The organism is Peptostreptococcus porci, from assembly GCF_009695815.1.
Classification (GTDB): Bacteria; Bacillota; Clostridia; order Peptostreptococcales; family Peptostreptococcaceae; genus Peptostreptococcus; species Peptostreptococcus porci.
This window is the reverse complement of record NZ_VUNE01000002.1, coordinates 1-13,591: the sequence shown is the minus strand read 5'-3', so window position 1 is coordinate 13,591 and position 13,591 is coordinate 1. Positions and strand designations below refer to the sequence as shown.

The window sequence follows — 13,591 nt, the reverse complement described above, 5'->3', positions numbered from 1 at the left end:
TGAATAATATGTTTGGGAGGAATGATAAAAATGAAAAAACAATTAGCTGTTTTAATGGCTGCTGCAACAGCAGTTACAACTGTAGCTCCAGTGTTAGCTAGTGCAGAAATGTTAAGTGTTAATGATGCATCAGCTTCACAGGTAAATGCTGAAATTAAGAAAGCGTTAGATACTAAGTATGCTGACAAGAAGCAGGATGGTATTGCATTGAGTAATCCTAATGAAGTGGATGCTTATATGAATTCAAGATATGCTGTTTTAGCGACAGGATTAGTTGAAAATGAAGCTAAGGGTGTATTGGCTTTAGATAAGAGTGGATACAGTTCTGAAGCTGCAAAATTAGCGATTGGAGCGAATTCTATTCCTGGTGCTGTTGTTATAACTGATGCTGCCAAGGCTGTTGGTGTTATTGAAAATGCGATGTTAGCAAATAATCCTAATGTTAAGGTGTACATCGTTGATAAGGGAATAAAGGATAATAGTTCAGTTTATATCACAGATAGTAAGATAATAAAAGATGCTGATGCATTGAATAAACTTAAGGATGAGTTTGATAAGGCTGGTATTGCTGCTAATGGAGTGGCATCTTATTTGAAGAATGCTCCTGAAGTTAAAGATGGTGTTTTAACTGTTAACTTGACTAGTGGTACAAAACTTACTTTCAAAGTTGGTGACGAAACTCCAGATTTGAGCAAGGCTTTTGCAAAAGATGGACAAGAAATAAACCCTGCTCATGCGAATCAGCAATCAGTTTTTGATCAGATTGTTAAATTTGGCATAGCAAAAAATGCTGATGAAAAGAAAGAAACTGTTGATGTAGTGAGTGGTGATACTATTGTATACACTTTGGCTAACGCTGAAAATACAGTAATTGATGTACCTACTATCTATACAAGCGATAATGGATATACTGAAAAAGGTGCTGAACTTGTAAATAAACTTATAAAAGCAAATAATGGAGAGCCAAACTTTAAATTTAACTATGAAGGTGTTAATTACGAACTTACAGGTAAGGATGCTTTAGATACTGGAAACGCTAAGATTGAGAAAGTTGGCGATAAGTATGTTCTTAAAGTTAAAGCTAAGGTAAGAAATGCTAATGATACTGCAGTTGAAAAAATAATTCAGTTTAATATTGAAGGGAAGGTTCAGAAAGATCTTGTTAGAGTTCTTAACGATTTAAGAGGTAAAACAGAAGTTGTTGTTGGTCATTTTGTAAAATTGGCTGGTGCTGATAGATTTGCTACTGCAATTGAAGTATCTAATCAGAGATTTGAAAAAGGTAAGGCGGATTCAGTTGTAATAGTTGGTGCTACAGCATTAATGGATGGTCTTTCTGCAGTTCCTCTAGCATCTGTAAAAAATGCTCCAATTCTTCTTGCTGATGCAAAGAATGGTTTGAGTGCTGATACAGTTGCAGAAATAAAGAGAGCAACAAAGGATTTAAATAGAAAAACTGTTTACATAGTAGGTGGAGCAAACTCTGTTCCAACAAGTGTTGATAAGGCATTACAGGAAAAATTTGGTGCAGTTGTCGTTAGATTATCTGGTACTGATAGATATGAAACATCTTTAGATGTTGCAAGAAGACTTAAATATGATACTTCTGTTAATAAGACTGCATATGTAGTTGGTGGTGAAGGTGCTGCTGATGCAATGTCAATATCTTCAGTAGCTGCAAAAGTTGTATCTAAGAAAGTTAGTCCAGTTGTAGTTGTTCCTCAAAAAGGAATTTCTAGAACTACAAGAGATTTCCTTGCTGATTTGAGATTGGAAAAAGCTTATGTTATTGGTGGTGAATCTTCAGTTTCTACTCAGGTATTGAAGGATATCAAGTTAGCAAAAGCTAGCACAGAAGTTAGCAGAATATCTGGGGCTGATAGATATGCTACTAATGTTGAAGTACTAAAGACATTCTTTGATAAGGCTGTAGATAATGATGTTAAGACTATGGTCGGTGGTCTTGTTGTGACAAGTGGTGATACTAAATTCTTAGTAGATTCTCAGACTGCAGGTGCTTTGGCTGCTTCAAATAAGGCTCCGATACTTCTTACTGGAGATAAATTAACTTCAGATCAGTTAGCATTATTTAAGAATGATGCGTTGTTCTCAGTTTTAGCTAATGCTCCAGGAAGAACTTCAAAGGTATTCCAGGTTGGTGGAGTTGTTGCTGCTGACGTTATGAAGACTGTTGTTGAAAAGTTAGGTCTTTAATATTTAAATTAATAAGTTTATATTAAACTTTAAAACAGAGTGGTTTTCCACTCTGTTTTTTGCTTGCATAATATTTAGCGTTGATAGTAAAAATTTAGTTTATTGTTAAAAAGCTTTTATAAATTGGAATATCCCATAACAAGAAATTCAATTAGAATAGGTATGCCAGTATATATCATAAAATGCTAACATTTTAATAAATTAAAAATTACAGGACTATCATGAATTAATATTTTATGATTTTATCATCAATATTAAATATAACAAATACAACAACTTAATAAAAAAGCTAGTAATATATCTATATTCTGCTTTTGACACCGCTTTTTTTATGTTATAATATAGGGTAGAAAGGTATAGATATTCTGTGTATTATACAATATTTTTTAGGAGGTAATTATGAAGTTTAGAAGTATTTGTAAGAAAAATATAGTTTCGGTGCTATGTGCCATCACATTAGCAGTCAGTGCAATAGGTGTATCTGCTGACAGACTTCCGGTATTTATTTCAAGTGCGTTGGATGTGAGCACAAACATGGGAACGTATTCGGATGTTGTTTTGTCTGGTGGAAGTGCTACGATTACTGTAAATGGTATAAGGGTAAATAGCGAAAATAAAGGTGTTGTTGCTATTGATATCGAAAATAATTTTGTAAGTGGAAGATCTTCAAAACTTGACAAAGACAACTACCTAGAATTGATGCAGGAAAATGGAACATATTCACCTACAGTTGTTAAATCATCGACTACAGAATACAGAGCAAATGATAGTGGGTATTCTAGATTCTATGTTCCAGTTGATTCTTCAAATGGGAGTGCGAATATAAAGTTTACTGCAAAAGGAACAAAGCTTACAAACGACAAAATAAAAGTAATGGCTTATACTGTTAGCAATACAGAAAATCAATTAAAGAAGTTGCCTGATAATGTTACGTTGGATGCTTCAAATTTTGACACTTATAAAAACGAAGTGTCTACTTACATTGATTCAAATGAAAGTGCAACTGTTTATTCAGCTATAATTGGAAAAAATAAGGACACATTCATATTAAAACCAAGTAATAACCCGAGCACTATAAGATTGTATTTAGGTGCGGGTAAAGGTAAAAATGTATCAATGTCAAAACGTTTTGATGTAAAGTACTATGCGAATTTGGATGTATATAGAAGAATAAATAATGATTATAAAAAATATAAAGATGGATATGTTAGAAATGGGGAATATAAAGAAAGTACTATTTCAGCCTATTCAGAATACTCATCTCTAGATTTTACTTGGAACAACACTGACGGTTTCATAGAAGTAAAGGGAGAAGATATGAATAACTTCCTATTAAATGTGAAAATGCAGTCGATAAGTAATGTGAATCCTAATCCAAGCAAACCAAACAAAGATGAAATAAAACCTGAGGTTGAGAAGTTAAATCCGACTGTAGAAAGAATATCTAAAGATACTAGATATGAAACTGCAATCGAATTAAGCAAAAAAGCCTTTAATTCATCTAAGAATGCTATTGTTGTAAGTGGTGAAAACTTTGCTGATGCATTATCTGGTGGAGCATTGGCAAATACTTTAAAGGCACCGTTGTTGTTGGTCGACAATAACAAGTCTAATATTGAAATGGTGAAGTCAGAGCTATCAAGATTAGGTGTTGAAAATGTATATGTACTAGGTGGAGAAAAATCAGTTGCATTATCTACTGAGAAGGAACTAGCAAATGGTCGCAAAGCCGTTAGATTATCTGGAGCTGATAGATATGCTACTTCAAAGGCTGTCTATGATGAATTCGTAAAGGTTGCAAATTCATCAAGAGATGCTATTGTTGTTAATGGTATGCAGTTTGCTGATGCATTATCTGCAGGACCTCTTTCTGCAAAGAAAGGTATGCCAATACTTCTTACTGATGGTAAAATGATAAAGTCAGATTTAAACAGAAGTGGTAATATTATCATAGGTGGATTTAATTCTATGGGAACTGTATTTAAGGGCGCTAGAATCAATGGTAGTGATAGATATGAAACATCAACTCTAATTGCATCTAAGTACTTTGAAGGCGTTGATAGAGCAGTGTTAGCAAGTGGAAAGAACTATCCAGATGGTCTAGCATCTATAAGCTTGTACAACAAATATTATGCTCCATTATTGTTGACAGAAAATAACAGCTTGCCAACTTCAGTTGCAAATTACCTAAAATCAGCAAAGGTTAGAAATGTATACATAGCTGGTGGCATTGGTAGTGTTTCTAATTCAGTATATAATGCAGTAAAAGGATTGTAATCGAAGCTTGGTATAAGCAATCCTAATTGATAAAGTATAAATGAAATATGTGGAGGGATGTCGTATGAATAAGAAAATATGCGTTGCTCTTGCTTCAACTATGTTGGTGGCTGGTGCTGGTAATTTGGCTAGTGCGGAAACGACTGTTACGAAAAGCGGAGTGGAATTAATGAGGAGATACAGTGGAGCTGACAGGTTTCAAACTGCAGTTGATGTATCTAAGGGTAATTATCCAAATGGGTCATCAAATGTGATTTTGGTAAATGGTTCAAATCCAGCAGATGCTTTAAGTGGTGGACCATTGGCTTACAGTATTGATAGTCCAATACTTTTGGTCAATGCTCAGAGCATAGCTACTGTTACATTGAATGAGCTTGTTAGATTGAATCCTACTAATGTGTATATATTGGGTGGAGAGAAATCTGTATCATCAAATCTTGAAAAGGTTATTAAAAGCAAGCTAAAATCGACTACGAAATTCACAAGAATAAGTGGTAGTGATAGATATGAGACATCTGTAAGGGTTGCTGAGGTTATGCTTGGTAACAAGAGCTTCTCTGGTGCTGGCTTTGTAAATGGCGATACTAATAAGTTTCCTGATGCATTGAGTGCGGCTGCATTGTTGGGTAAAAAAGGAATGCCTTTGATTCTTACAAATGGAAAAAGCTTATCAAGTAGCATGACAAAATATAAATCAAATTCAAATAACTATATTATTGGTGGTGCTGCTACAATCAATATACCTGGTTTATCTGGAAAGAGAATTGCTGGAAATGATAGATATGATACTTCGGCAAAAGTTGCTACTGAAGGGTTTACATATGGTTCTTATAATTCAAATAGCGATAGTGCTTGTGTGGTCGTTGATGGTAGAAATTATCCTGATGCACTTACTGCAATATCTGTTGCAAAAAAGCAAAATGGTCCTATTTTATTAGTTGATAAGCAAGTGCCAACTCCGATTGCAAACTATATAAATGCTCAAAAGAGAGATAAGGCATATATGGTTGGTGGAATGAACTCTGTTAGTCTTACAGTTCAAAATGATTTACTAAACAGATTGGAAAATAACTACAAGAATTATAGAAGCTCCGAGGTCGAAAAAAGAAGACTTGCTCTTAGTGATTTGGAAAAGACGATGAGCAAGTATGACGAGATGGTTGGTTGGTTATCAAGAAATTCAAATAACCTTACTGCAATAAATGAGTACAAGACGCTAAGAGATCAGTTGTATAGAGATTATACAAGTAAGAGTGCATCATCTCTTGTTGGTGTTACAGTTGAAACTATAATATCAAAGAAGAGTGACTTAACTAAAAAGTTTGAAGACATTGCTAAAATTAATGATGACCAGTACAATACAATTTTGAGAGCAGAGGTAGACAAAGCCTATGATAAGATAAGTGAAAGAGGAATTCTTCTTCCAGAGAGTCAGATGACAAGTAGTCAGAAAGAATTGTACTCTAAATTGAAGGAAGCTACTAGGTTGATGACTGATGTTTCAAATGGAAAGAGAAAATTAGAATTGACTTACGAGATAAAACATTCTAGCGTTTCTTCTAGTAGTTCAAGCTCTGATTCTAATTCTCAGATTAGAGAAGCCAATGAATTATTGAATAAAGCAAAGGATATCAGAACTCAGAGTCCGGAATTCTTGTCTAAAAAGGCAAACCTTGACTATGCAATAGCCGATGTTAGAAAGTCTGCTTCTTCTACAAACCTGCAAAATTTAAAAGATGCAACTGAGGACTTTAAGTATGTTCTTAATGCTTATCTTGCTTTAGATGATAAGATAAAGACTGCTGAAAAGCTTATTAAGGATAATAAAAGCACAATTGAATATTCTTTTAGAAGCAAAGCATACAAAGAAGCTGATGTACCAAAAGAGTCATCTGGTGTAAAGCTTTCCGATTACATCAAAAAGAAAAGAAGTAATATAGAGGATAAGATAGTTGATTACAAAAAGACTATGGATTCCTTTAATACTAGAACACAGTTAAACTATCCTGAGAACGAATTAGACGGATTGATTGATGAGTTTAGAAATGTTATCAGAAATTTTGATGAATTGAAAATACTTGATGGTACAATAAAAACTTGTGAGGACTCAGAACCGAATGGTAAAGTGTTCAAAGAAGACAAGGATAAGATGGATAAATTACTCAAAGCATACAAAGACTTGTTTGATAATGCAAAGAAGCTTAAAGACAAAGCAGGCAGTGAAATCATTTTGAGTGAAAGCTCTTATGATAAGATTAGAAGCCTGAATAAGGCTCTTAATGATGCATTTAACGAGTATAAAACAGAATATAGTAGATCAAGATAAAGTGTTAATGCTTGATTATGTTTTATCAGTGATGTGTTTATAAAAATAGCTTAAAGCTTATATAAAAATAATAAAGAGGGTACATATCAAAATGAAAAGTTGATAAGTAGCCCTCTTTTGTTATATAGTGTATTTTCAATGTTAATTTATTGTAATGTTTTAGTTCTCATATTAAGGCACTAGTCAACCTCTATATAATAAACTGGGTGACTAATTTTGTTTTGAAATGAAGCTGGCACAGAATTTTGACCAACGGCATAAAATCCATTTGCAGGGTTCCAAATAGTGTAAGCATTTAGTGCCTTTATCATGATTTCTTTTTCTGAGTCATTAAGGTGTATGGCTTTATAATTTTTTTTAGTTATAACAGAATCCCATTCCGATTTTATGTAATAACTAGCAGGGATGTTATATTTTTTCTCGGCATCTTCAGTAGCATATGTAATAGCAAGGTGATCTGAAGAACCGTCTTTATGGTTAAGAAGCTCAACAGCAAGTGTCTTGAAAACAACGTTATTTTGATTTTTGACTATTTTATCTAATACATTGCTGACGTCTGTCTTTAATAAGCCTTTGTTAATGTATCCAAGAAATTCAATTTTTTTACTTTCCACTCCGAGATGATTAAGAGCCAGTGTAATTTCCTTATTTCTAGCCTTGACAATATCTTCACTCGTTATTTCGGAAAGACCTTGCTCAGAAAGTTTTTTGTTTATTGCTTTTATTGCGCTAGTTCTTGAGCCATCTGTAAATAGAATTGCATTTACATTGTGACCATCTCTTACATCTCTATTAATATCGATTCCAATATATAACACTTCGTCATCTTGATGAGGTATTAGATAATATACATTGTGTACAACCTTCACTAATCCACCAATAATACCCTTTACTTCGTAGTCAGAAACATTAATATTTGAAGCATCACGATTGCATAGAAGAATACTTGAGTCCATTTTTGCTGCGTAGCTTGATGAAGATATCGAATCAGATATGTTTTCGCCACTTGTTAGAAGTACGGATTTACTTTTTGATTCGTTTAATAAAAGCTTTGATGTTTCATATCTATCTTTTCCTGCGATTCTCTTTACATTGGAAAAATAGTTATCTACATCAGGTACGGAATCTTTTCCCCCAATTATCGCTATTTTTTCATAATTCTTTTCTTTTATTTTTTTTATTGTTTCCATCTTGTTATTATTATTTATTAGAATAATTACCATGTTGTTTTGTCTTGCATATGTTGATGAAATAATAGCATCGACGTCGTTTGAAACCAGTAATGCTGATTTTTTATTATCGTACTCATAATATTTAGGTAGCTTTTTTAGCTTGAATTTTTCCGTCTGGAAATTCTTATCTTTTGATATGGATTCACTATTAGTTAATATCGTTTTTGATGATAACCTGTTTATTTCGTCTTTTTGGAGCTTCTCTACTTTGTCATTTGTAAGCAAAATTGGTGCATTATATTGCAGTGATGCGTTGAATGCGTCAATAGTATCGGATAAATTATCATTATTAAGTAGAATTACATTATCACTAAATGTGAATGACTTATTTGATAAAATGACAGATGTTTCGTATCGGTCTTTTCCATATATCCTATTCTCGTTAGGGTTTGAATACATTTTTGCATTGGAAATTGAGCTCATAGAGAGCAAAATGCCTACTGTCAAAATAAAAAGTTTTGAACAATTTTTAAATTTCATAATTACCTCACTTTTAATTTGTAATTTTTAACATAATTTTAAACATAATATATGTTGTCATACATATATTACAACCTATTTTGAAAGAATAATCAATACCTTTTTGATTTTTTTCGAAATTCAAACTATAAATTTTTCATATATTATTTCTTTATGATATGATTAGAAATTTTACTATTAGGGTAAAAATTAATAATTAATATGATATTAAATAGTAAGGAAGTGAAAGAAAGCAGAGTTTATAAAGGAGTTGAAATATATGTTTGATAAAAAATTGGATTTGTTGATGAAATTGCTTTCGGTGTCAAATTCCGAACTTGCAAAAGCAGTGTATATTGACCCTTCTTATATTTCCAAATTAAGAAAAGGAAAGAGAAAAGCACCAAAAAGTAGCGAATTTTTATTCGATATATCCGATTATTTTGTGGAATTGGCGGACAAGAAAAATATGCTTCATCTATTAAAGGATATAGTGGGATGTCCTGATGAAGATGATACTGATGAAATATCGCTTGTCGTGTATGAATGGTTGGTTCTAAAGGATTCGGTAGTTGACATTGTCAGCAAATTAATGTCCGACATATCGGCGAATGACTTTGGTGAGTTAAAGAATTCTGAAAGGCTAATCGGATTACAAAGTGATAAGGAAATGAATATAACTGAATATTATTATGGAATTGCAGGAAAAAAAGATTGTATAAAAAAGATATTCGGGGAAATAATCAAACCAGATAGAAGCGTAACTGTTTTTTGGAAGATAAATGAGTGGGATAGCCATTTTTTTGAAGAGGAAGATCATTATTATGAGTATTACGAATTGACGAAAGAGCTATTGGATAGTGATGGAAAGATAGTTTTACTTTTTTCAGATGAAGGATATTACATTAAGTTAATAATTTTGATGAACAAGTTTCTTCCCTATTTTATTAATAAAAAAATTATTCCGTATTTGTATAACAAAGCTGATGGGTACGGAGTAAATGCCGTTATACTGGTCGAAAATGAAATCACTTTATTAAGACTTCCTAACTATGAAAATTTAGACAATGCAGCATTTATGTCTACGAACGAGATTGGAATGATTAATTATAGTAAGGGACTATTTGATAGTCTTTTGAGTAAAAGTAATCCTATAATAGATGTTTTGGAATACGATGATGTCGGTGCTTATATAAAGGGTTATGAACAGATTTGTGATATGGATGGACGCTATTATTACATGGAGGCAAATTTGCCATTTTATAGCCTTCCAAAGGCTTTGGCAAGGAAAATAGATAAAGAGTATCCCGAATTGAATTTTTATGAAGTTTATGAGCAATCCAATCGTACTTATCTTTCAATATTGAAAAATAATGGTGGTTGCGAAGTTTTCGATATTAGGGAACGAGAAAAATATTTTTTTTTATTTCAAGGGAAACTAATTGAGTATTCAAAGAGTGATTTTAAATGTCATTTGAAGGAGATTATATCCCTGCTGAAAAAATATGAGAGATATGAGGTTTATATATCAAAAGATATTGTAAAAAATACATCCCTGCTAATCAATGATAAGGGTGGATTAATAATAGAGCGATACAACCGAAAGAATAAGCTTATCAGAGCACAAGATAAAAAAATAAACAAACAATTTATAAGATATATTTTCAATATAAGAGAAAAATCTGGTTTAAAGACGAAAGAAGAGGTCATATCTTTTTTGAGAAATTTGTTAGATTAGAATAGATAAATATTTTGATTTTTCAATTTTCATAAATGTGCCAATGCGTATTAATATGAATAGCGAACGAACGAATTCTAGAATCAAAAATAAATCCCAGAATAAAAAATAAATCCTAGAATTAAAAATAAATCTTAGAATTAAAAATAAATCTTAGAATCAATTAAATAATCATTGAAGAATATTTATAGATATTAAATATGGACAAAAGTTGACAAATATAAAAAACGGAAAAATTGATGATATACTTTATTTTGTGTTTGAGGGCATATTATCAAAAACACAAAATAACATATTATTCAAAGAGGAGGAAGTGATAAAAATATGGAAATTAATTTTAAAAAAATAAGCTTAACACTACTGGCTTTTGTATTTGCTTTTATTAGCATAGTAGATGGAACTTTATCAAATAACGATGCTTTTGCTGAAGGTAATGACATAAGCAATTTAGTAGTAACTAATTTGACAGTTTCGCCTACAGAAATAAATGACGGTGGAAGCACGACAGTCAGATTAGATTTTCGAGAAAATGCAGGACATAATATTAAGGGTGGAGAAACGATAAATGTTTCATGGACAAGAGATAATGAAATATTGTTCAGTGGCTTTGTTAAAGAGATACCATTGGAGATTCAGAATAAAAGAGTTGGTACTGCAACAATTAGACAGGATGGTGCTACAATTGTATTTGATGAGTCGATAAACAATTTGGATAATGTAGAAGGCTATGTTTCATTTGAGGTTCAAGGTAGAAACTTTACTAATACAAGTGGAAAAGACACAAAAACAGGTTATATTTCCTCTGGAGGTAAGACTGCGAGTGTAAATGTTACAAAGCAGGAGTCTGGAACTACAAGTGTTTTCTACTATAAAACTGGAAATATGGATACTAATGATACAGAACATATAAACTGGTGGCTAAGTGCCAATATGAATAAAGTTTATGTTGAAAAGGAAATAAGAATTGAAGATGAAATTCAAGGAGGACATGAGCTTGTTAAAGATAGCTTCAATATAACTGTGACGGATTATAACAATTCGCAGACCACTTTTGCAGGGGCAAATGCATTAAATGAATTTGCACAACGATACAACGGTGCCAATATAAATATTAATCAAAATAAAATAGATGTGTATATTCCTAAGGACTATGTAAGCCTTAATCAGTTTATTTTTAATTATAAAACGAAAATAGCCGAACAAAGTCAAAAAGAGTTTGTAAATAATTCAAAGGTGTGGTATCAAGAATTATACAAAGATGAAGTATCAGGTCTTGAATCAAATTTTTCAGTTAGAAATATTAATGTCAGTGCTGGAATAACGGGAACTGTCAAGGGGGAATTGAAAATTTTTAAGAAGGTAAAGGGTACTGAGGTTGGAATTCAAGGAGTTACATTTATACTAAAAATGACTGATAATAGTATCATTAAAGGTGATAAAAGCGAATTCACGCTGGAAACAGATTCTAAGGGAATTGCGAATATTAAGGAATTACCTGTTGGAACATATAAAATTAAAGAGGTAAGTGCACCAGACTGGATCGATTTTAATCCCTTGGAGGCACAGGAATTGGAGTTTGAAGTAAAAGAAAGTGATGTTGAAGGTACTTTGTTTAATGTTGAAAACAAGGTTAGGACAACGAGCATTTCTGTAGAAAAGAAATGGGTGGATGATAGAGAACAATCAATAGCTTCACCAAAGGAAGCGAGAGTTGAGATAGAGTTAATGAGAAATAATAAGTCATTTAATCCTAGAAAGATAGCTACACTTGGTCCAGACAATTCAAAGGCGGTATTCGATAGCTTGGAAGAGTATGATTCAACAGGAACAAAATATGAATATACTGTAAAAGAAATGGGATTAAATGAAAATAATGAGATAAGGTTTGGAGAATTTTGGTATAAATCAAGTATATCTGGAGATGCAAAAACAGGATATATAATTACAAATGCCAAGAAAAAGATTATAGAATCGACTATGCCACAAATAACAAAACTAAAAATTGTAAAGAGATGGGAGGGTGTTACTGGTGAAAATATACCCGAATCCGTAACAGTAAGGCTATTTAAAGATGGAAATGCTACTAATGAAACAAGGCTATTAAATTCTCATAACAACTGGACTGCAACTTTCGACAATCTAGAATATAATAAATCTGGTAATGATGGTAAAAAAATAGAATACACAGTTGAAGAAGAGGGTGCTATTAATGGTAAGGTCGTGATTGGTGGCAAAATATTTGAGGTTAGAAAAGAAATGTTAGAATCAACATTGGATAATTCAAAGATTATTAGGATAATAAATAGACTTGAAAAGCCAAAGGTGAATTCTGATAACAAAGTGCCACCAACTCCGCCAACATCGCCGACATCGCCGACATCGACAAAGCCATCAAATCCGATACAAGGTGGAAACTCTTTAAAGCCTTCAGTCACATCACCGACATCAACTGAAAAGACATATTCAAATGAACTGAAAACATCAAATACCGTTGGTATAGCGTCTCAACCAGAAACAAACAAAACATTACCAAAAACTGGTAGTGAAGGCAATACATCGTTTTTAGCTTGGATATTTTCTGCAGTAGGAAGTATTCTTATGCTGGCAGAATTAAAATACAAAGGGAAGTTAGATTAAGATTATAAGTTTAAATTATAAATAAATATTATATTATACAATAAAAGAACTCATTAATTATGAGTTCTTTTATTGCTGTTTATCAATATGTAAAGACATTGCTCAAAATTTTTTTGTAAAAAATAAAAAAATATATAAAAAAGTGTTGACTTATATTTTTGGATATGGTACTATTAATAAGTCGTCAAGATGAGACGGCAAAATGAACTTTGAAAATTGAACAGCAGGTTAATTCAATAAGCTCAAAAGAGCAAATTGATTAATCGTTTAAATAATAATAAGACTATGTAAGTTTTGTTAGAAATTTAAACCACAAACAAACCAAGCCAGATATTTCTAAATGGGATAATAGCTGAGCGGAATTAAATTTTTATTTGAGAGTTTGATCCTGGCTCAGGATGAACGCTGGCGGCGTGCCTAACACATGCAAGTCGAGCGCGACTGATTTGATGCTTGCATTAATGAAAGTTGAGCGGCGGACGGGTGAGTAACGCGTGGGTAACCTGCCCTATACACATGGATAACATACTGAAAAGTTTACTAATACATGATAACGTAGTTTTTCGGCATCGAAGAATTATCAAAGCGTTAGCGGTATAGGATGGACCCGCGTCTGATTAGCTAGTTGGTGAGATAACTGCCCACCAAGGCGACGATCAGTAGCCGACCTGAGAGGGTGATCGGCCACATTGGAACTGAGACACGGTC

General features: G+C 32.5%; 6 protein-coding genes and 1 rRNA gene. 6 read left to right on the top strand and 1 reads right to left on the bottom strand.

The genetic code is table 11. The features are described from left to right. Positions 1-30: 30 nt before the first annotated feature. From FYJ71_RS04100 to FYJ71_RS04090, 3 genes are all read left to right on the top strand, one after another. Positions 31-2,214, top strand: a complete 2,184-nt coding sequence (locus FYJ71_RS04100) for a cell wall-binding repeat-containing protein (protein ID WP_195836895.1) — start codon at positions 31-33, stop codon at positions 2,212-2,214. Positions 2,215-2,613: 399 nt separating this feature from the next. Then, positions 2,614-4,491: a cell wall-binding repeat-containing protein gene (locus tag FYJ71_RS04095; RefSeq protein WP_154537558.1), complete on the top strand. Its 1,878-nt coding sequence runs from the start codon at positions 2,614-2,616 to the stop codon at positions 4,489-4,491. Positions 4,492-4,555: 64 nt separating this feature from the next. Beyond that, positions 4,556-6,817 (top strand): cell wall-binding repeat-containing protein, encoded by a 2,262-nt coding sequence (locus FYJ71_RS04090; RefSeq protein WP_195836894.1) that lies wholly within the window; start codon positions 4,556-4,558, stop codon positions 6,815-6,817. A 179-nt stretch (positions 6,818-6,996) separates the two neighbouring features. Here FYJ71_RS04090 and FYJ71_RS04085 read toward each other — a convergent pair whose 3' ends face one another. Next, a complete protein-coding gene (locus tag FYJ71_RS04085) occupies positions 6,997-8,529 on the bottom strand; it encodes a cell wall-binding repeat-containing protein (RefSeq protein ID WP_154537556.1) in 1,533 nt (510 codons plus the stop codon). 259 nt (positions 8,530-8,788) lie between these two features. Between FYJ71_RS04085 and FYJ71_RS04080 the strand changes: the two genes are divergently transcribed. The 3 genes from FYJ71_RS04080 to FYJ71_RS04070 form a co-directional block, all read left to right on the top strand. After that, complete coding sequence (locus FYJ71_RS04080; protein WP_154537555.1) at positions 8,789-10,246, top strand: hypothetical protein; 1,458 nt, start codon at positions 8,789-8,791, stop codon at positions 10,244-10,246. Positions 10,247-10,570: 324 nt separating this feature from the next. Next, positions 10,571-12,883: a Cna B-type domain-containing protein gene (locus FYJ71_RS04075; protein WP_154537554.1), complete on the top strand. Its 2,313-nt coding sequence runs from the start codon at positions 10,571-10,573 to the stop codon at positions 12,881-12,883. Positions 12,884-13,253: 370 nt separating this feature from the next. Next, positions 13,254-13,591: ribosomal RNA gene (locus tag FYJ71_RS04070) — 16S ribosomal RNA — on the top strand; the annotation flags it as partial.

Bases quoted from the DNA above. Each gene is read 5' to 3' on its own strand.
- FYJ71_RS04090 (WP_195836894.1), top strand. From the start codon at position 4,556: ATGAATAAGAAAATATGCGTTGCTCTTGCTTCAACTATGTTGGTGGCT.
- FYJ71_RS04095 (WP_154537558.1), top strand. From the start codon at position 2,614: ATGAAGTTTAGAAGTATTTGTAAGAAAAATATAGTTTCGGTGCTATGT.
- FYJ71_RS04075 (WP_154537554.1), top strand. From the start codon at position 10,571: ATGGAAATTAATTTTAAAAAAATAAGCTTAACACTACTGGCTTTTGTA.
- FYJ71_RS04080 (WP_154537555.1), top strand. From the start codon at position 8,789: ATGTTTGATAAAAAATTGGATTTGTTGATGAAATTGCTTTCGGTGTCA.
- FYJ71_RS04085 (WP_154537556.1), bottom strand. From the start codon at position 8,529: ATGAAATTTAAAAATTGTTCAAAACTTTTTATTTTGACAGTAGGCATT.
- FYJ71_RS04100 (WP_195836895.1), top strand. From the start codon at position 31: ATGAAAAAACAATTAGCTGTTTTAATGGCTGCTGCAACAGCAGTTACA.